The organism is Paenibacillus sp. SAF-068 (assembly GCF_051967555.1).
Lineage (GTDB): Bacteria > Bacillota > Bacilli > Paenibacillales > Paenibacillaceae > Paenibacillus.
Map to the genome: position 1 here is coordinate 18,402 of NZ_JBQCJX010000002.1, position 21,417 is coordinate 39,818.

The 21,417-nt window shown below is 46.3% G+C and carries 17 protein-coding genes; 15 read left to right on the forward strand and 2 right to left on the reverse strand.

The window, feature by feature from the left end:
• Window positions 1-60 precede the first annotated feature (60 nt).
• Window positions 61-1,377, reverse strand: a complete 1,317-nt coding sequence (gene uraA / locus ACTHPG_RS14150; RefSeq protein WP_440390256.1) for a uracil permease — start codon at window positions 1,375-1,377, stop codon at window positions 61-63.
• 374 nt (window positions 1,378-1,751) lie between these two features.
• Between uraA and ACTHPG_RS14155 the strand changes: the two genes are divergently transcribed.
• The 15 genes from ACTHPG_RS14155 (at window position 1,752) to ACTHPG_RS14225 (ending at window position 20,284) form a co-directional block, all read left to right on the forward strand.
• Window positions 1,752-3,929, forward strand: coding sequence for a RelA/SpoT family protein (locus tag ACTHPG_RS14155; protein ID WP_440390257.1), 2,178 nt, complete (start codon window positions 1,752-1,754; stop codon window positions 3,927-3,929).
• A gap of 12 nt (window positions 3,930-3,941) precedes the next feature.
• Window positions 3,942-4,403 carry a D-aminoacyl-tRNA deacylase gene (dtd, locus tag ACTHPG_RS14160; RefSeq protein WP_440390258.1) on the forward strand — a complete coding sequence of 154 codons (462 nt, stop codon included), beginning with the start codon at window positions 3,942-3,944 and terminating at the stop codon, window positions 4,401-4,403.
• A gap of 76 nt (window positions 4,404-4,479) precedes the next feature.
• Window positions 4,480-4,647, forward strand: coding sequence for a hypothetical protein (locus tag ACTHPG_RS14165; RefSeq protein WP_433746435.1), 168 nt, complete (start codon window positions 4,480-4,482; stop codon window positions 4,645-4,647).
• A gap of 268 nt (window positions 4,648-4,915) precedes the next feature.
• Entirely contained in the window at window positions 4,916-5,422 is a 507-nt protein-coding gene (locus ACTHPG_RS14170) for a type 1 glutamine amidotransferase domain-containing protein (RefSeq protein ID WP_440390259.1), read from the forward strand.
• A 105-nt stretch (window positions 5,423-5,527) separates the two neighbouring features.
• Entirely contained in the window at window positions 5,528-5,974 is a 447-nt protein-coding gene (locus ACTHPG_RS14175) for a hypothetical protein (RefSeq protein WP_440390260.1), read from the forward strand.
• A gap of 624 nt (window positions 5,975-6,598) precedes the next feature.
• Window positions 6,599-7,867 carry an SEC-C metal-binding domain-containing protein gene (locus ACTHPG_RS14180; protein WP_440390261.1) on the forward strand — a complete coding sequence of 423 codons (1,269 nt, stop codon included), beginning with the start codon at window positions 6,599-6,601 and terminating at the stop codon, window positions 7,865-7,867.
• Between the two features lie 596 nt (window positions 7,868-8,463).
• On the forward strand, window positions 8,464-9,717 hold the full coding sequence (gene hisS, locus ACTHPG_RS14185; RefSeq protein ID WP_017686789.1) for a histidine--tRNA ligase: 1,254 nt from the start codon (window positions 8,464-8,466) through the stop codon (window positions 9,715-9,717).
• A 210-nt stretch (window positions 9,718-9,927) separates the two neighbouring features.
• Window positions 9,928-11,706, forward strand: coding sequence for an aspartate--tRNA ligase (gene aspS, locus ACTHPG_RS14190; protein ID WP_440390262.1), 1,779 nt, complete (start codon window positions 9,928-9,930; stop codon window positions 11,704-11,706).
• A gap of 18 nt (window positions 11,707-11,724) precedes the next feature.
• A complete protein-coding gene (locus tag ACTHPG_RS14195; RefSeq protein ID WP_091020457.1) occupies window positions 11,725-12,483 on the forward strand; it encodes a tRNA threonylcarbamoyladenosine dehydratase in 759 nt (252 codons plus the stop codon).
• A gap of 433 nt (window positions 12,484-12,916) precedes the next feature.
• Entirely contained in the window at window positions 12,917-14,215 is a 1,299-nt protein-coding gene (locus ACTHPG_RS14200) for an NCS2 family permease (protein ID WP_211082504.1), read from the forward strand.
• A gap of 84 nt (window positions 14,216-14,299) precedes the next feature.
• Window positions 14,300-16,090 carry an ABC transporter ATP-binding protein gene (locus ACTHPG_RS14205; RefSeq protein WP_440390263.1) on the forward strand — a complete coding sequence of 597 codons (1,791 nt, stop codon included), beginning with the start codon at window positions 14,300-14,302 and terminating at the stop codon, window positions 16,088-16,090.
• 178 nt (window positions 16,091-16,268) lie between these two features.
• The gene (locus ACTHPG_RS14210) at window positions 16,269-16,931 is read left to right on the forward strand and encodes a TetR/AcrR family transcriptional regulator (protein ID WP_440390264.1); all 663 of its coding nucleotides are present in this window, start codon (window positions 16,269-16,271) and stop codon (window positions 16,929-16,931) included.
• Window positions 16,932-16,970: 39 nt separating this feature from the next.
• Window positions 16,971-17,762: a DUF4097 family beta strand repeat-containing protein gene (locus tag ACTHPG_RS14215; protein WP_440390265.1), complete on the forward strand. Its 792-nt coding sequence runs from the start codon at window positions 16,971-16,973 to the stop codon at window positions 17,760-17,762.
• A gap of 37 nt (window positions 17,763-17,799) precedes the next feature.
• On the forward strand, window positions 17,800-17,967 hold the full coding sequence (locus tag ACTHPG_RS14220; RefSeq protein ID WP_440390266.1) for a hypothetical protein: 168 nt from the start codon (window positions 17,800-17,802) through the stop codon (window positions 17,965-17,967).
• 136 nt (window positions 17,968-18,103) lie between these two features.
• A complete protein-coding gene (locus tag ACTHPG_RS14225) occupies window positions 18,104-20,284 on the forward strand; it encodes a HelD family protein (protein WP_440390267.1) in 2,181 nt (726 codons plus the stop codon).
• 124 nt (window positions 20,285-20,408) lie between these two features.
• On the opposite strand, the gene ACTHPG_RS14230 is transcribed toward ACTHPG_RS14225, so the two are convergent.
• Window positions 20,409-21,326 carry a DMT family transporter gene (locus ACTHPG_RS14230; protein ID WP_440390268.1) on the reverse strand — a complete coding sequence of 306 codons (918 nt, stop codon included), beginning with the start codon at window positions 21,324-21,326 and terminating at the stop codon, window positions 20,409-20,411.
• Window positions 21,327-21,417: the final 91 nt, after the last annotated feature.

Consider the following 21,417-nt stretch of genomic DNA (forward strand, 5'->3'; position numbering starts at 1 on the left):
GTTCTATCCAACCGTTAAGGTTGGATAGAACAGGCTTTTTTGGTTCATATACGGTTGAAATTAATCAGGCGTTTTTTCAGTGATAGGCTGTTTTTGCGAATCGTCATTCAACCAACCCATTACTTCAAACAGTTTAAATAACAAGCTCATCAGGATTCCGACGATGGTTGCCAGTGCCATCCCTTTCAGATGAACGCCGTAGAAGACAACTTCTGTACCACTCAATCCGATGACTAGTACAAGTGTAGTAAGAAGTAGATTGGTCGGCTTGGCAAAGTCGACTTTCTGTTCAACCAGAATCCGCAGACCGGATGCTGCAATAACTCCGAACAGAAGCAGGGATACCCCACCCATAACAGGCACAGGAATGTTGGCGACAAGCGCCGAGAACGTTCCTGAGAAGGAGAGCACGATTGCGATAACCGCTGCTCCACCAATGACATATGTGGAGTATACGCGGGTCAGTGCCATAACACCGATGTTCTCACCGTAGGTTGTATTGGGAGTAGATCCTACAAACCCGGAAAGAATGGTGGAGACCCCGTTACCAAGCAGGGAACGATGAAGGCCTGGGTCCTTCGAAAGATCTTTGCCTACAATGCTGCTGGTTACAAGCAAGTGTCCAATATGTTCTACGATAACGACAAGCGCTACAGGTAAAATGGTGAAAATAACAGACCAGTCAAATGTAGGTGTGGTTACAGTTGGCAGTGAGATGAAATCAGCTTGTCCAATAGCTTGTTTGTCTACAAGACCCATAAAATTACCCAATACATAGCCGGATACTATTCCGATTAAAATATGAATGATTTTGGGGAATCCACGGAACGTTACGGCCCCAATGACAGTGATACCAAGCGTGGCCATGGATAAAATAATGGGTTTGGCCTGAGGAACCCAGTTAGGGTTAGCTACAGGATCAGAATTAATCAATCCGGCCATACCAGCTGCAACAGGTACAAGCTCAAGACCGATCAGTGCAACGATGGCACCCATAACCGCTGGTGGGAATACCACGTTGATCCATCCGGTACCCGCAAATTTAATAATGAGGGCCACGAGACAGAAAACAAGTCCTGTTATGATAAAAGCTCCAAGTGCCATGGAGTAGCCATTCTCTGGATGTTGTTTTAGTACCATTGTGACAGGTGCAATAAAGGCAAAGCTTGATCCGAGATATGCTGGAATTTTACCTTTACACATGAGTATGTACAACAGTGTGCCAATTCCGTTCATCAGCAGAATCATACTTGGATCGACACCGAATAGATTCGGTACAAGCACCGTACTGCCAAACATGGCGAACAAATGCTGAAGGCTAAGCAGTGAACCTGAGCCAAGTGGCATCTTTTGATTAACCTGAATTTCGCGTTGCAATGAATTTCATCTCCTTTTCCGAAACACAAACTTTCAATAGATTACAGAGTTTCTCTCAATTAAGCAATAACATTTTTGACGTAGCAGAGCGCTGGAATTTATATTTTCATGAATTTTCCTTCTATTTCGGCAAATAAGGGCAATAATACATAAGAAAATAAGAAATACATTCAATCCCTTGTGAGTCATAGGGAAACGGGTTGGAAGTAATACAGCTCACCAATATAAAAATTGGATAAGCGCTCTTATTCGTCAGCAGTTGACGGGAAACGGGCGAAGCGTCATAATTATAGGAAATTACTTTTACGGGGAACCTGTGTTGCAGCAATGTCACGGGTTCCATTTGGTATAGAAAGGACACGGAACAGATCAGAATGGGCATAGAGCAATTACTCGAGAAGGCCGGGGCATATATCAAAGAACCCGATCTGGTGCGCATACGAGAAGCTTACGAATTTGCTGATCAGGCCCACCATGGACAGACGCGAAAATCGGGAGAACCGTATATTCTGCATCCGCTTGCGGTTGCCGACATTGTTGTGAACATGCAGATGGATACCATCTCCATAATAGCAGCGCTTCTTCATGATGTAGTAGAGGATACTACGGTCTCACTTGAAGAGATCCGCAATCATTTCGGCAATACGTGTGCCATGCTTGTTGACGGCTTGACGAAGCTGGAACGTATTAAGTTCCGCTCCAAGGAAGAACAGCAGAACGAGAACTACCGCAAAATGTTCATCGCCATGGCGCAGGACATCCGTGTCATCGTGATTAAATTGGCTGACCGTCTGCATAATATGCGGACACTTAAGTTTCAGTCGGAAGAAAGCCAGCGCCGGATTTCATATGAGACGCTGGAAATTTTCTGTCCGATTGCGAACCGTTTGGGTATCTCTGCGATTAAATGGGAAATGGAGGACATCGCCCTCCGTTATTTGAATCCGCAGCAATACTACCGTATTGCAAACCTGATGCACAAAAAGCGTGCCGAGCGTGAGCAATATATTGATACCGTTATGGATGGAATTACGAACAAGCTTGATGAGATGGGCATTCAGGCAGATCTTTCGGGCCGCCCGAAGCATATCTACAGCGTCTTCAAGAAAATGACGACCAAAAACAAACAGTTTAACGAAATTTACGATCTGCTTGCCATTCGTATTATTGTGGATAATATCAAGGATTGTTATGCTACCCTGGGAATTATACACACGTTATGGAAACCGATGCCTGGACGTTTCAAAGACTATATTGCGATGCCGAAGGCGAATATGTATCAATCGCTGCATACAACCGTAGTCGGTCCCAATGGCGAACCAACAGAGGTACAGATTCGGACATGGGATATGCACCGGACTGCTGAATTTGGTATCGCGGCTCACTGGGCATATAAGGAAGGCGCAGCGGCAGGTCCACAATTCGAAGACAAGATTACGTTCTTCCGCGAAATTCTTGAACTCCAAAATGAAGCACAGGACGCGTCAGAATTCGTAGAATCGCTCAAAATGGATTTCTTCTCGGATCTGGTATTTGTATTTACGCCAAAAGGAGAAGTCATTGAATTGCCAATTGGCTCTGTTCCTCTGGATTTTGCTTACCGAATCCATACGGAGGTTGGTAATCGGACCATCGGTGCCAAAGTGAACGGTCGAATTGTTCCACTTGACTATCATCTGAAGACAGGCGATATCATTGAAATTTTGACGTCCAAACATTCTTACGGACCGAGTCAGGACTGGCTGAAAATTGCGAAATCTTCACATGCGAGAGCGAAGATCAAACAATGGTTCAAGAAGGAGCGCCGTGAAGAAAACGTTGAAAAAGGTCGGGAGAGCTGTGAGCGTGAACTGAAACGCATGGGGCTTGATCCTTCTGCGTGGATGACGGATGACAAGTTGATGGAAGCTGCCAAAAAATATGCGTTCAACGATATTGAGGACATGCTAGCGGCTGTTGGCTTCGGTGGGATTACTGCTGCACAGATCGTAACCAAAGCAACTGAAAAACTGCGTAAAGAACAGGAAGAGTCCAGTTTGCTGGAACTAAATTCCGAAATGCGCGAGCTGAAACCTGCACCTGAACGGAGAAATCGACCAACCAACGGTATTCGGGTCAAGGGCATTGATAACCTGCTTGTTCGATTTGCACGATGCTGTAATCCTGTGCCTGGGGATGACATTATCGGATATGTTACACGTGGACGCGGCGTTTCCGTACACCGTAGTGACTGTCCGAATATCCCGACAAGTGCAGACGGAGAAGAAGCAGCACGTGTTATTGAGGTGGAGTGGGAAGAAAATATTGAAGCGAGTTACAGTGTGGATATTGAGATTACAGGTCATGACCGGAATGGCTTGCTTAACGAGGTACTTCAGGCTGTATCCGAAAGTAAAACCAATATATCTGCCGTTACAGGACGGACAGATAAAAATAAATTAGCATTGGTGCACGTCACAATTCTGATTCGTAATACGGATCATTTGCAATCCGTTGTAGAACGGATCAAACGGGTTAAAGATGTTTATTCTGTGCATCGGATTATGCAGTGAGGAGCCTGTAAGATGAAGGTGCTTGTACAACGCTGTAAAGAGGCTCAGGTGACGGTGGGAGAAGAACTGACGGGTAAGATCGAATCAGGATTAATGTTGCTCGTGGGTATTACCCATGAGGACACTGAGAAAGATGCCCAATATCTGGCCGACAAAATTAGCGGCTTACGGATATTTGAGGATGATCAGGAGAAGATGAACCTCAGCCTGCTTGATGTAGGCGGTGCTGTATTATCCGTTTCCCAGTTCACCCTGTACGGAGATTGTCGCAAAGGAAAGCGTCCTAGCTTTGCAGCTGCGGCCCGACCTGAAGCGGCAGAACGTTTATATGAAACGTTTAATCAACTTTTGCGAGATAAAGGGATCCGAGTTGAAACCGGTCGTTTCGGAGCGATGATGGATGTGACATTTACCAATTGGGGACCCGTGACTTTGATGCTTGAAAGCCCGGTTCGTCAGGAACCACGTGCATAATTTCTTAGGGTTCAGGCCATAATGAAGGATAATTCGTTGATGACTATTCCATGATCAAAGGAGTATCCACCCAATTATGCGCCAATCTGCGAAAGAAACACGTGCCCGTACAGAACCTTTGTTACTCCCTGGCAACCTGTATGAATCATTGCATCTTGCCCGTGCGGCTGCGGAGTGTGTTGCGACGATCTGGGCACTTCAGGACTCGGACAAAGGGAAACAGAGCCATCTTCCGCGTTCTTGAATGTGTACACCTGTGTATATAAACATCAAAAATTTGGATTATACAGATTCTGAAAAAGTCCTGATTCCTTGCCGAATCAGGACTTTTTGTCATGAGTTGATCTTACTAAGATATTCGTTTGACGACTTCGCCACAAAATGAAATTGCACCGAATTGTTATAAATTGCTCTGGTGAGGGTAATAACAAAACGAGGCACAATGAAGTGCCATTGTACTGCGAGACCCGATTCATAAAGAAAGTTCGAACACGGAAAGGAGAACATACGTTATGAGTAAAGTTGCTTTTTTATTGGCGAATGACTTTGAAGATTCGGAGATGCAGGTTCCGTATGACGAAGTGAAAAAAGCTGGACATGAAGTGGAAATTATCGGATTAAAAGCCGGTGAGAGCCTTAAAGGTAAGGGAGGAAAGGCCTCCTATACCACGGATAAGGCGATTGCTGATGCATCCGCTTCTGATTATGATGCAGTCGTCATTCCCGGTGGATCATCCCCTGAGAATTTGCGAAGTGATTCGCACATCTTGAAGTTTGTCACCGAGATCAACAGTGCGAAGAAACCAATTGCAGCGATCTGCCATGGTCCTCAGATTTTGGCTAGTGCCGATCTGTTGAAAGGCCGTACAATTACATCCTATCCACCCCTTAAGGATGACATGGTAAACGCAGGAGCAGAGTTCAAGGATCATGAGGCTGTTGTGGATGGAAACTATATTACATCCCGAACGCCAGAAGATGAGCCCGCGTTTGTACGTGAATTGCTAAAAGTTATATAACTTCAGCCACTACAACTGACATACATTGATGTATCTAAAACTACGTTACATCGTGGGGGTACGAAACTTCACGTTGCATTTTATTCCGAAAAAGGAGGGTTTGACATGACAAAACATATTCAGGCGTATTTTCGAACCGAAGACGAGGCAGAGGGAGCAAGAACTTCACTTCAGACATTCCGCACAGAGCATTTGGAAGTAGGTCAACTCGATAGTGCGGTAGGCAGAGACACGCGTGTAATGGTACCGCTGGTGCCATATAATACTGCGGGTGGCGTAGGCACTAACGGGGCAATGGGTGTAGGTGCAGCCCCAGGCGTTCCAGCCAGTGAAAATGTGATCCCTGTGGTAGCTAATGTGGATCGTGACGCAGAACGGGATTCTCGTGACAGAGTGAATGAGGATGGAGACCTGCTGAATGCAGCGGATGTGTCTTCGGCCGATTATGATGATCTGCATTATGTTCTGTCTGCCAAAGTAAGGGATGAGGATTATGACGAAATCGTTCATAAACTGCGTTCCAACCATGCCTATGTGGAAGAGATGAATTAACGTATAGATACCTTTTGGCCCTTGCACTGCTTGACTACAGAGTCAAGTCATGTGCGAGGGCTTTTAATTATAAATATATTAAAATCAAAAATATAAAGCGCTATCATTTTTGTAATATTACTGTAATATTAGTTACATAAGCCTTTAACATAGTGGGCTTATAATAACAGACATGACCCCCTTTTTTTATATATCCTTTGAGCCTGCACACCGTGTGCAGGCTATTTTTTTTGAGCTGAAAATATATATGTTTTGGGCAAAGCTTACCCCTTATATAAATTTTTGCTAGAATAGAGGAATGGGTTTAAATTTTTCTGAAGCGAATTGTTCTCATCGTTGGGCTACAATGAACGGTAAATCAAGTTTCCTGCAATCTGGCTTAGGTGAAGCCACTCCTAAGACAGAGAGCATGAGGAATTCATTGCTGGAGTAATCGGTCATATTCCAGATGAACATATACTCGCTGAAATGGCCCCGCCCTTATACAAGAGCGGGGCAGCCGTTTCTACTTGATCGCTGGAAATTGAAAGTATATAGAATGCCTTGCTTGAGATGACAACTACAATGTTAAAGCTACGTGTTCTCATGTGAATGGCTAGAGACAGATTTAAGGGGGAATAAGTTTTGAGTAAGGTTGGAAGAAATGAGCTATGCCCATGCGGAAGTGGGAAAAAATATAAGAAATGTTGTCTGAATAAGGAGTCTTCTGCGGTAGAATCCATACTGGGACTGATATCAACGGAGCAACCAGTCCGGGAAGCCTCAATGGAGACTGAGAGCAAGGTGACCTTGACCAAGCTGAAAAAGATGGTGGAGAATGAACTGAAATGGGAGCATTCGGCTCACGAACAGTTGGCCTTGCAGCTTATTGAGGATATGAGGAACCAATACGAGCCAGAGCTAATTCTGGAAGCTCTGATGTTATGGAACGGATACTCCCGTCAGACTCGTCCTACTGTGAAGAAGACAGGTTCTTTCTGTGCTGCCATTGAGTATCTGCTGTCCGAGGAATATGGCTTGAATGCCTCAAAGGCTGAGCTGGCTGATAAATATGAGGTAACGACAGGCACGATCTCCCGGAAGGTTAAGGAGATGTTCAATTACATCGAAGAATTCGGTATGGGCGGTGAAACGGACGAGTTATCAATATTGAACAGTCCAGGGGCATCGAAGGATAAAGCACAGGCTTTGCTGGATAAGGCGAGGGAAGCCAGTTCTTCCAAACGCAGAATACAGCTGGCGGAAACGGCGCTGGAGATGTATCCTGACAGTTCTGATGCGTATCTCATTCTGGCTGAGGAGTCGGACAATGAGCATGATGCACGCGCTCACCTCGAGGCCGGAATAGCTGCTGGCAAACGCGAACTGGGCGAACTGTTTTTTGAGAAGAACAAAGGGGATTTCTGGGGGCTTCATGAGACTCGTCCCTATATCCGGATATGCAAAAGCTACGCTGAATCCTGCTGGTTTGCCGGAGATGCGAAAGAAGCAGCACATATTCTGGAGCATATTCTAGAGCTTGATACGGAAGACAATACCGGAGCACGTTACCTGCTCGCTGCTGTATATTTGTACAGCAACCAATTGGATCAGGCACAGCAATTGCTGGAGAAGTATGAAAAAGGCGAAGCCGCAACTGCCTTTGCCTATGACAAGATCATTCTGGAGTATAAGAAAAACGGAATTACCTCCGAACTCAAAATGCTGTACCGTGTGGCCCGGGGTGTGAACAAACATGTGCCTGATTACCTGTTGGGTTTGAAACGTCTGCCGCATAACCTCCCTGACTTTGTTGGAATGGGCGATTCGAACGAAGCGATTGCATATGTCATTATGCATTCTCGTTTATGGGCGAGCGTGCCGGATCTGCTGAAGTGGATGCTGAAAGAATAGAGTTACACCGCGATAGAAGTTGGAATTCATTTCATGAATCCGGCTTCTATTCGCCATGAATCAGTGTATCCTCATTCCGTAAGGCAAGTGAGTAAAATGTTTTAGTGCTATCTTTTCGTGTTAACCCTTGACTTTAGCACTGCGGTTCATTACAATCAGAAAATAATACGTTGACTATAGTCAATAGAAGTCGATTTTTGAACTATATTACTGATTTGATGACGGGACCAAGTACTCCGTGCCCACATGACCAGAGAGGAATCCCAAGGCTGTAAGGATTCTCTTGATGAGCGGACGAATGACTTCCCCGAGAACAGACGGCGAACATAGCAGACATGATCTGTTGACCAGTAGCCGGCCTGCGCAGGACGTGCGTTACACGTAGAGCGGAATATCTGCTTGATCAGGGTGCCCCAGGCAATCCTGAATCACCAGAGATCACCTGAACGGCTAAAGTGTCAGGTTTCCGGAATGTGGGTGGTACCACGGGTGAATGTATATTACACAATCTCTCGTCCCTTTGTTTGCTGTATACACAGCAACAGGGCGAGGGATTTTTTTGTTATACAGAGAAAATCAATGCTGGAGGGATCAAGATGGCTTTTCAAAAACCGACTGGAACGCAGGACTTACTGCCTGGAGTTGTTGAAAAATGGCAGTACGTAGAAGAAAAAGCACGCGATCTGTGTCGACGGTTCAATTACCGTGAGATTCGTACACCGATCTTCGAACAGACTTCTTTATTTGTACGCGGTGTGGGAGAGACTACCGATATCGTTGAGAAAGAAATGTATACTTTTGATGACAAAGGCAATCGCAGCATGACACTTCGTCCAGAGGGAACAGCGGGTGTTGTCCGTGCGTACGTAGAGAATAAAATCTACGGCGAACCGGATGTGAGCAAGCTCTATTACATCGGTCCGATGTTCCGGTATGAGCGTCCGCAAGCAGGCCGTCAGCGTCAGTTCCACCAGTTTGGTGTAGAAGCTATCGGTGCGCTGGATCCGGCGATTGATGCCGAAGTAATCGCACTGGGCTACCAGTTGTGTGTAGAGCTTGGCTTGAAGGATGTTAAAGTGGAGATCAACTCCGTTGGTAACTCGACCAGCCGTGCAGAATACCGCGAGACGTTACTTGGGTTCCTGAGACCGATGAAAGACAGCCTGTGCAAGGACTGCCAGTCTCGCATGGAGCGTAATCCACTGCGTGTACTCGACTGCAAAGTCGATCAGGACAAATTCGTAGGGGCACCGTCCATACTGGATAGCCTGGATGAAGAGTCTTTGAATCACTTCGCCAAGCTGCAGGCCTACCTGGATGATTTCGGAGTAGATTATGCTGTGAACAATCGTCTGGTACGCGGCTTGGATTATTACACGCTGACTGCATTTGAATTAAAAGCCCAAGGGATTGGAGCGATTGATACGGTTGGCGGCGGTGGCCGATACAATGGTCTTGTTGGAGATATCGGTGGACCTGATCAGCCGGGAATTGGCTTTGGTATTGGTCTGGAGCGCATTCAACTGATTCTGGAGCACCAAAATATTGAGGTTACTACGCTGGCTCCACTCGATGTGTACTTTGTTGCTCTGGGAGAGGCTGCTGATCGTGAAGTGAATCGTCTGTTGTTCAAACTTCGTCAGTCTGGACTGTCTGGTGAACGTGATTATCTGGGCCGCAAGATGAAAGCACAGATGAAATCAGCTGACCGTTTCAAATCCCGCTATACCGCCATCCTTGGTGATGACGAGCTAGAGCGTGGTGAGATCGCCCTCAAGTCGATGGATACGGGTGAGCAACAAACCGTGAAGCTTGATGATCTGGTAGCGGCAATTCGCGAAGGTAAATAAGCTCGAAGTGTACATTAAGTACTACATTCACGTAAAATAATTGATCCGGCAAAATTACTGAGGTTCACCGACGATTCCAACGAATTGGAAGTTGGCGAGCCAGAGGTAACATGCCTTTTCGAATACATGGTCTACACGTAACCGGGCTGTTGAAGAGCAGGTACTAACTGCCCATACAGAACGGAAATTCACATAATGAGGAGTTTGGTTATGAAAAGAAGTCATCATTGCGGCGCATTAACACCCGCACACATCGGTGAAACAGTAACATTGAACGGTTGGGTTCAAACCCGTCGTGACTTGGGGGGCGTACTCTTCATCGATCTGCGTGACCGCAGCGGGATTGTACAAGTTGTCTTTAACCCGGCTTATTCCGGTGAAGCTCTGCAAATTGCAGATCGCGTACGTAGCGAGTATGTTATCGCTGTAACGGGTAAAGTTGTTAAACGTGATGCAGAAACAGTGAACAAAAACCTGCCTACTGGCGAAATTGAAGTCCAAATCACCGAAATCGAAGTGTTGAACGCAGCCAAAACTCCTCCATTCTTCATTGAAGATGGTGTAGAAGTGGATGAATCCCTTCGTCTGAAATATCGTTATCTGGACCTGCGTCGTCCAGAAATGTTCGAAACATTGAAACTGCGTTCCAAAGCATCCAAAGTGTTCCGTGACTACCTGGATGGCGAAGAGTTCGTTGAAGTGGAAACGCCAATCCTGACGAAGAGCTCCCCGGAAGGTGCGCGTGATTATCTCGTACCGAGCCGTGTGCATGAAGGTGAATTCTTCGCTTTGCCACAATCCCCACAAATCTACAAACAGTTGCTGATGGTGGGTGGCGTTGAGCGTTATTACCAAATCGCTCGTTGTTTCCGGGATGAGGATCTGCGTGCAGACCGTCAACCTGAATTCACGCAAGTCGACATCGAGACTTCCTTCCTGCAACAGGATGACCTGTTGCCAATGATGGAAGAGCTGATGGCCAAATTGCTGCGTGAAACGAAAGGCGTAGAGCTGGAATTACCTTTCCAACGGATTACGTATGCAGATGCAATGGGTAAATACGGTTCAGACAAACCGGATCTGCGCTTCGGTATGGAACTGGTTGAAATGAACGATATTGTAGCGAACAGTGGTGTGAAAGTATTTGCTTCCGTCATCGAAAAGGGTGGAGAAGTGAAAGTGCTGAACGCTAAAGGCTGTGGCACATGGAGCCGTAAAGAGATCGATGATCTCGGACCATTTGCTGCACGTTACGGTGCGAAAGGTCTGGCTTGGATTCAAGTGAAAGACGGGGAGTTCAAAGGGCCAATCGTGAAGTTCTTCACGCCTGAAGAAATCGAAGCTGTCAAAGAACGTACAGGTGCCGAAGATGGCGACTTGTTGCTCTTCTCTGCAGATACGAAAAAAGTGGTTGCTGACGTATTGGGTGCATTGCGTCTGAAAATCGGCCGTCAACTTGGACTGATCGATGACAGCAAATTCAAATTCGCTTGGGTTGTGGACTTCCCACTCCTCGGATATGATGAAGATGCCAAACGTTATGTAGCAGAACACCATCCGTTTACACGTCCAAAAGACGAAGATGTACATCTGTTCGACACTGATCCGGGTGCCATCCGTGCTCAAGCCTATGACCTTGTTCTCAATGGTTATGAAATAGGCGGCGGTTCGATGCGTATCTACAAACGTGATGTTCAGGAGAAAATGTTTGCTGCCCTTGGCCTTTCCCCAGAAGTATCGAATGAGAAATTCGGTTATCTGATGGAAGCATTCGAATACGGAACTCCACCACATGGCGGAATTGCTTTTGGTCTTGACCGTATCGTGATGTTGCTGGCGGGCCGCACCAATCTGCGTGAAACGATTGCCTTCCCGAAAACGGCAAGTGCAACGGATCTGCTCATGAATGCACCTTCTGGAGTAGATGACTCTCAATTAGAACAACTTCACATCCGTGTAGCCCGTAAACCGGTAGCGGAAAAGAAATAAAGGAGGCATCGATTCTCAATGCTCCATCAATTTTCAAGAACAGAACTTGCGATCGGACCTGAAGGTCTGGACGCATTGAAGAATAGTACAGTCGCTGTGCTGGGTATCGGCGGCGTAGGTGGAATTGCAGTAGAAGCTCTTGCCCGGAGCGGCGTTGGGCGCATCATCCTGATTGATAAAGACGTGGTGGATATCACCAACATCAACCGCCAGATCCATGCTCTGACCACGACAGTGGGGCAGAAAAAAGCGGATCTGATGGTGGAACGTGTGAAACTGATCAATCCGGAATGTGATGCAATTGCATTGAATATGTTTTACACGGAAGAAACGTATGAGGAATTGTTCAAATATGAACTGGATTATGTGCTGGATGCATCCGACACGATTATCTACAAAATCCATCTCATTAAAGAGTGTCTGAAACGTAAAATTCCGATGATTTCCAGCATGGGCGCAGCGAATAAAATGGATCCAACGAAATTCCAGGTTGCGGATATTTCGAAAACGACCATGGACCCGATTGCCCGTGTTGTGCGTACCACACTTCGTAAAGACGGCATCAAAAAAGGTGTGAAAGTGGTCTTCTCGACTGAAAAGCCGATGAAACCGCGCGAGGACGTCACACAAAAAATCGTTCCCGAGAATGCTCCGGAAATTCGCAAGGCCAAACAGCCACCAGCGAGTAACTCATTCGTGCCTCCGGTAGCCGGACTGATTATGGTCAGTGTTGCGATTAAGGATTTGTTGGAAATTGCAGAGAACAAGCAGCAGTAACTTGCTGCCAACGGAAGAAGCGTGGGTGCCCATAAGGCATCTGCGCTTTTTTTGTATGATCATACTTCGCAAGATGGAGTGGATGGGATGTCAATCGTCTATGATGGACGCAATGCATACCGGAGAAATGTCAGAGTTACGTCATGTACTTCAAACTCAAAACCGTGTATGATATTCTCTGCTGCGCGAAATGATGATACATACATAAAGAATTTGCGGCTATATAAGCTGAATAAGGTTTACACAAGAACGAAGAGGACAGAAGAAACCTGAAGAAGCAGAGCGTTCGCCTTTATCACTGGATTCGTACATTTAAAAAATTTAAACAAAAAATCTGGGGATAACAGCGATTGGAAGGTTGTTCTGTCCACGTAGTGGTGGAGTGTAAATACTCAGTTATTCAGCTTAAATAGAGAGAGGGGAATAGAACGAAATGAAACACGGATGGATGACCAGACGTCTTGGCATGGAGCCAGGAGACCAGTGGAAGAAGGAAGTTGTGGCGGGAGCCATTTCCTATTTTGCCGTGGTCTATATCGTTATGGTCAATGCTACAATTCTTTCCGATGCCGGGATGCCCTTGCAGGCAGCTATGGTTGGAACCCTGCTGACATCCATTGCAGGCTGTTTGCTCATGGCATTTGGCGGAAAGTCACCAATTATCGTTGTACCCGGAATGGGGATCAATGCATTTTTCACGTATACACTCGTACATTCCATGAAATTAAGCTGGCAAGAAGCACTGGCCGTGGTAACCGTTACGGGTATATTGTTTGCTATTGTTGCGTTTACGTCATTATACAAAATGATCAGCGAAGCAATTCCGAAAAATCTGCAGCATGGCATTACGGTGGGGATTGGTTTGTTCCTCACATTTATTGGTTTGCAAAAAAGCGGAATTGTTATTGCACATCAGACTACGTTTGTCGCGATAGGGCACTTTAATGATCCAAATGTCATTACGGCCTGCGTTACGCTGGTACTGGCCTTAATTTTATTTATCCGTAATGTACAGGGTGGACTTCTAATTAGTATTTTGGTTGGCACAGGCCTTGCCTACGTACTTGGGGCAGTGAACCCGGGTGAATCCGTATCAGCAATGGATGCGTTGCGTCAATACGGCGGTTTGTTTGGCGAATTGTCTCTAATGAAGCTTGCTGATGTCGCGTTCTGGATTGCGGTATTTTTGCTACTGCTGATTGTGGTGTTCGAAAATATCGGATTAATTACGGCTCAGACACAGATGATTGGTCGTCCTGAGCGTTTCAAAGGCAGTTTGCGTGCGCTGTCCATTAGTACCGTGTTGGCAGGCGTATTTGGCAGTAGTCCTCCAGTTGCTGCCGCAGAGACTACAGCCGGGATTGCCGCAGGTGGACGCACGGGATTAACCCCGCTCGTTACAGCCGTGTTATTCGGGGCTACTTTTTTCTTCATCCCGCTACTCGGTTACATTCCAGACAGTGCGATTGCACCTATTTTGATCATTATTGGTGGCCTGATGGTGCAAGGTGTGAAAGATATGGATTTTGGTGACTTTACAGAGGCGTTTCCGGCATTTCTGATCATGGTCATGATTCCATTTACATATAGCATCGTGGATGGTATGGCGTTTGGATTTATTGCCTATCCATTAGCGAAGCTGGCAGCAGGTCAAGGTAAACAGGTGCCTGTGGTCATGTACGGCATTTCCATCCTCTTTTTAGCCAATTTCGTGTTACATGGTATCTTGTAAAGCTGTGTTATACAACAAAAGGCAACGTCATGTAAGTTCATACGTATGATCTCTGGTGAGCAGATGGGAACGGGAGGGACGGGAATGGAAGAACAGCAGCAAGCAGGACAGAAGGAACCAAAGGTAGGAAAAAAAGGATTCAAGGATTTCGTCAAGCTTATCGCTTCCACGAATCCGCCGAAACTAATCCTGATTCTGGCCCTCATCTTGACCTTGATTCAGACGACGGCCGGACTGATTGTGCCACTGATGACCAAAGGTCTGATTGATGGACTTACCACCTCGGCGCTGAACAAATCTGTTATTTTGTTATTGCTCGGTGCATTTGTGATTCAAGCGATTGCCTCAGGCATCAGCATTTATATGTTAAATTACGCGGGACAACGCGTGGTCGCAACACTTCGCACCAAGCTGTGGAATAAGGTACTGTCACTACGAATGCCGTATTTTGATCGTAATCGTACAGGCGATACAATGAGCCGGATTACGAATGATACAAGTCAGATCATGACATTGATCGCAGATTATCTGGTTTCCTTTGTGTCGAACATCGTTGCCGTTGTAGGTGGTGTGGCATTACTGTTCTATCTGGATTGGGTGATGTCGCTCATTATCCTGAGTCTGGTACCACTTACGCTGTTGATCCTGTTACCGGTGGGTAGGAAGATGTATAAAATATCGAAAAAACAGCAGGATGAGATGGCAGGTCTTACGTCCGTACTTAGTCAGGTTATTGGCGAGATCCGATTGGTGAAAGCCTATGGAACGGAGAAACAAGAATCAGAAGCAGGGGATTCCCGGATTCGTAAAATGTTTGCTTTTGGCTTACAGGAAGCACGTATTCTTGCTCTGATCGGTCCCTTGTTTACATTTGTCATGACGGCCGTGTTGGTCGTTATTCTGGGTGTGGGAGGAATGCGTGTAGCATCGGGCATACTGTCACCGGGTGAACTGGTCGCCTTCATATTGCTGTTGTTCCAGGTCATCATGCCAATGGGGCAATTCACAACACTATACTCCCGTTTGCAAAAAGTCGTAGGAGCAACAGAGCGCATACAAGCTATTCTTGCTGATGAGGAAGAGCCACATGACAGCATCAAGGTAGCTCCAACAGGAAATGAGACGATTGCATTCCATGATGTACACTTCTCCTATGTCAAAGGTGAGGAAGTGTTGCACGGAATCAATCTGACGGTACCTACACGCAAAGTGACGGCGATTGTTGGCCCAAGCGGTAGCGGAAAATCAACGCTGTTCTCCTTGATGGAGCAGTTCTATATGCCCGATTCAGGCCATATTTCGTATGGGGGACAAGCGATAACAGAATATTCCTTGTCCTCCTGGCGCAGCAAGATCGGGTATGTATCTCAGGAAAGTCCCCTCATGGCGGGTTCAATCCGAGATAATATAACTTACGGTTTAAATCGGGAAGTGACGATGGATGAGATCAAGCGAGCTGCTGAGATGGCCTATTCTGCCGATTTCATCGACAAGCTGCCACAGGGCTATGACACGGAAGTGGGCGAGAGAGGAATCAAGTTGTCCGGGGGACAACGTCAGCGGATTGCCATTGCACGGGCGCTGCTACGAAGTCCTGACATTCTCATGTTGGATGAAGCAACGTCCAGTCTGGACAGTACCTCGGAGTATGAAGTACAACAGGCTCTGTCCAACCTGATGGAAGGCAGAACCACGATTGTGATCGCGCACCGGTTGTCCACAGTGGTGGACTCCGATCAAATTGTCGTCTTGGAGCACGGACATGTTACGGGAACGGGAACGCATACAGAGTTGATTAGTACCCATCCGGTATACCGTGAACTGGCGCAAAAACAGTTTGTATCCCAGGATGAAGAAGGTATGGAATCGAAGTAGCGGTAAAATGCGAAGTGAAGAGTAACTCCTAGTTATATTGAAGAAGGATTTCCGTAATTACCTATTAAGGTAATTCAACGGAAGTCCTTTTTTTTTTTTTAAATTCCTCATATTGACAGTAAGACCAACATACTCTATATTATAAATACCGACCGTTGGTATGTATAAGGAGGGAACTATGGCTAGAAATAAATACCCTGAGCAGACACTGGATCAGATATTGGCAGTTTCAACTCAAATGTTTACCGAAAAGGGATATGAAAAGACCAGTATTCAAGACATTATAGATGAATTAGGTATGTCCAAAGGTGCAATATATCATCATTTCAAGTCCAAGGAAGATATCCTTAGTGCAGTGATGGAGAAGGAGCTTGGTCGGGCAGAAGACATGTTTATGGAACTCATCCAGAACACGCATGCTCCGAATGCCAGACAGAAGCTCATCAGTATTTTGGAAAATATTATCGTTGATCCTGGCATTCAGTCTAACTCCATTGATCAGGTTCTAAGCACTCAGATCAAGAATCCACAGTTTGTACTTGGTGGAATCAGGAAGGGTGTTCTAAAAGACGCACGAATTATTGCCAATATCATGGAACAAGGCAAGAGTGATGGATCGATCTCTGTCGAATATCCGCTGGAGTGTGCTGAAATCTTCATGCTGCTCGTTAATATCTGGATTAACCCTCTCCTTTTTGGACGGGATCAGGCAGAGACATTGGAAAGACTCAAGTTTCTACAGCACATGATGAAGCTTTTGGGAGCGGATATCGTAAGTGAACAGCTTATTCAACGTATTACCAATCGGCATGCCAGCACGGGAGGCTATGCGGAAGCGTAATAAACATAGACCTGATTGTTTGAAATGGAGATGAAAAAAATGTTGAAAAGTAGTGAGCTTGCCATATGCAAGAGCATAGACATTGATCAATCCATTGAAGATATACAGCTAAATTGGTTGTCAGGAGATATCAGAGTTCTGCCGAGTGTGGATGAACAGATTCATGTCATACAATATGCGGATACATGGTTTTCCAAACATAAGCTAATGCAAGTTAACATAAGAGAGGATACCTTAAGCATTATGGACGGGAGAAAAAGGGGAGGGCTCATCGGGCTAAACATAGGTCGAACAGTATTGAAAATTCATCTACCAGTTCGGGTTTTTAATCGTATTTTGCTAAACTCCACAGGAGGACATCTCCGGTTGAATCGGCTTCAGGCCACGCGCTGTCAATGCAAGATCACCTCAGGCCGTGTAGATCTATCAGGGAGGATGGAGGAGCTTGAACTGAACGCAGTGGCATCCGTAGTGAGCGTACAACAACTTCGTGCAGATAAACTCAATCTTCAATCCAGTTCAACCAAGATCGACATTTCGGGGGAGTTTCGTCACTTGAACATGAGCACAACTGGCAGAAGATTAAATATGGAATGTCTCAATATGCCTGAGAGTTTGCATTCCGTATCCACGGGGGGACAGGCAGTGGTCTCCATTCCAGATAATGAAGGTTTCCAAATTGTACTTAAAGAAAGATCAGGAGCATTTAAAGGTGAATTTGATTTGACTCCCCTTCATCGGGACAGCAACAATCTAATATACAAAAGTGGAAAAAGTGATTTCCAAGTGGATATTCGAGGAGGAACTTTTCATCTGAAATCCAGGAAATGAGGCACTGATCGGTACTGAATCAAAGGAGGCAGATATCATGGCTGGTTGGATCGTAGGAATTAGCTTTTCCTCCATCGTACTGCTAATCGGGATTTACGGCGTGAAAAGCAGGCGCAGACAGGACAGAAACAAGTGGCCTTGGTGGTTTGTTTTATTCGGTTGTTGTGCGCTTATCAGTGTCATCATTAATTATCAATTCAGATGAGCTTCATGCCTTACAAAAGTAAGCCTACAAAACGGATGTGGCTTTCAATAGCCCTATATGATATAGTAAGTATCCTTTTGTATTGCCAGATCTGGGCGATGCAGAGCAAAACATATTCTTAGGAGGTAACTGAAACATGTCAGACAGCTTTCAAAGTGCCTATCAAGAAGAAGAGTACAGGTTAGAGCGAACGATGGAGGAAGTGGACAGTCAGTTGGAACGACTGCAAAATATTCCGGTGTATACCGGCCACGACTTCACAGAACAAGTGCTGGAAGCTGGACGCGAAGAGCGCCGCACCGCCTTGTCCAAGAGCGCGCAGCAACCCTATTTCGGACGCTTGGATTTCGAAGAACAGGGCAGTGGTGCACGGAAACCGCTGTATATTGGCAAAATCGGCGTAGACCGCGAAGAGATGGGAGAGCATCCGCTCGTCATCGACTGGCGTGCTCCTGTCGCCAGCCTGTTTTACTCATTTACGGGAGGCGAAGCCTCCGCTACGTATGAAGCCCCGGAAGGGCTTATTGAAGGCCTGGTGTACCTGAAACGAAACGTTGTCATTCGGCAACGGATATTGGAACGTGTAGCGGATACATATAACCGTGACAGCGACCAGCCAGCGGTATCGGATGAATTCCTCGTTTATCGTCTGGGAGAGAACAAGGATAACAAACTCCGTGATATCGTATCCACGATTCAGGCGGAGCAGGATCTGATCATTCGTGCGGCGAGAAACACCGCATTGATCATCCAGGGTGTAGCCGGATCCGGTAAAACAACAGTTGCCCTGCATCGGCTGGCCTTTTTGCTGTATCAGTACAAGGAGCAGGTATCTGCGGAGAAAATGGTTATTTTTGCACCCAACCACATGTTTCTGGATTACATCTCGGATGTGCTCCCGGAACTCGGAGTAGGGGACATCCAGCAGCGGACATTCCCGGATTGGGCGATGAACCTGCTGGGGCTGGAGATGCCTTTGGCGAATACGTCGGATACGCTCAACACCTGGTTCGAAACACCAGATGCGCGGCCTGAATTGAATGATGACGTACCTGGACGTTACAAAGGATCGATTCGTTTCATGGAGCTTATTCGAGAGTGGCTGTCAGGGATGGAAGCGGATTCTGTACCGGATATGGACTTCAGTCCATGGGATGGTAAGGTGCTCAGCAAGACGGAGATCGAGAACTGGTTCGGTGAGGAATACAAACATTATCCGCTGGCCAAACGCAAAGAAAGGGTCATGGCGCGCGTTCACCGCTGGATTGAGATGGAACTTAAGAAACCGATGCCAGAGGCTATCCGCAAAGAACGCAAGAAAAAAGCAGCCACCCGTGAGAAAGCCTATGCCAAAAAATGGCCTCAATATGAGCCGCTTACGTTATATAAACAGCTATTTAAAGCTGCAAAGGGCGGTTCTGTGCCAGCCTCGCTCAGCGGGCTTATTCCAAAACCAGTCATGAAACAAACGGCAGCAGACCTGAAGGAGGATATCGTCCGCGAAGAGGATTTGCCTGCATTGGTATACATTCATACATTGGTCCATGATATTGAGGGTTCGGAGCGGTTCGATCATGTCGTGATTGATGAAGCGCAGGACTTTTCGCCTTTTCATGTGGCGTTATTGGACCAGTTCGTCAAAGGGCATTCCTTTACCATACTGGGTGACTTGTCCCAAGGCATTCATGAGTACCGTGGTGTTCATGCATGGGAAGAGATGAGTTCTCTGTTTCCTGAGGAACAGAATGCATACTTTGCATTGACCCGAAGTTATCGTTCAACAATGGAAATTATCGACTATGCCAATACGATTCTGGAAAGTGGCGTCAAGAGCGGAATTACGGCGATTCCTGTTTTCCGTAGTGGTGATCCGGTGCGGACATTAGCTTATGGAGGCGAAGGGCGGACGGCGAGTCTTGAAGAGGCTTTGAAGGTGTTAACCGTCAAAGACTACCGAACGGTCTCCATCCTGACCCGTACACTGCATGAAGCAGAGGAACTTCATCGTGAATTACAGGCCGCAGGCTGGGATCTAAACCTGATCGATGGTGGCAAAAAGCAGTACACGGGTGGACACTCCGTTTTACCAGTTTATCTGTCCAAAGGGTTGGAGTTTGATGCTGCTATTGTGGCAGATGTAGACCATAAGCATTATCTGCCAAATGCGGGTGATGCAAAGCTGTTGTATGTTGGCTGTACAAGGGCCTTGCACGAATTGTGGTTGTTCCACGAGGGTGATTTGCCAGAATATGCGGCTGCAACACATAATTCAGAAGGCGAGCCTGTAACCATTCAGGGTTGGCCTGAGCTTGGGTGAATAAAGTTTTTCAACGTATAAAAGGCATGACGTTCATGGGGAATTGTCCCATAAGCGCATGCTTTTTTTTACTTTTGTGCAAGAATCGCTTAAGTTTTTCAGGAAGAAAGACAGGGGGAGTTAGTTAGGTTACTCTATTTCTCATTCTGGATGAGCGACGGTTTACCAGGAATATGCCAACACCAATGAGTAAACCACCTGCCAATGCAAACCACTGGACATGCTCTCCCAGCAAAATCCAACTCGACAATACACCAAAGAACGGTGCCAGGAACAGATAGGAACTGGTTTGGGCTGGATCGCTATGCTGCAATAAATAAAACCAGAGTGAGAACTGGATGATGGAGCAAACAAGCGTTAACCAGAACAGCACCATAACCGAAGTCGTATTCACCATAAAGTGAGGGTGTTCAGTCCATACGCTCAGCAGCAGAAGCGCTGCACCTCCCGCGAGCAACTGATAGGCTGTTAAGACAAAAGTATCATAGCCATCGCCCCAGCGTTTGATGAGCAATGTGGACACGGCAAAGGAGATCGCACCACCAAATCCAATCCAGGTTCCAGGACTAAAGCTCATTTGCCATCCGAAGGTTAACATAATCCCCATGAAACCAAGCATAACACCGATCCACTGACTGAAGCGGTAGCTAAGTCTATATAAGAGAGCACTGAGGATAATGACCAGTAACGGATTGGTAAATGTAATAATGGCGGATTCCCCGGATGTAATCCAGTTCATGCTGTAGTAGGCGCAGCCCATCACTCCTGCGGATTGGAACAGACCAATGAGGATTATTTTCAACCAAGAACTCCACTCGGTAGGCAAAGGATGTTTACGAAGGAACAAGGCCATCAAAGCACCTGCTACGATATAACGTATGCCCATGAGCAGGAAAGGTGGAGCATATAACATGCCGATTTTGCCAACTGGAAAAGAAGTACCCATGATTAGCGTTGTTAAAATGATTAAGATTGTATACTTCAAGGGGGTTATGGTGCGGGTATCTGTGATCAAAGCAACTTTATTTTTCCAGTATGTCATGCTGAACACTCCTTATCATCACCCAGTCAGAGGACTGGGTTGGGGTCTACATGAATTGTAGTCCGGTTTGCAGATGAAGTATAATGATTGG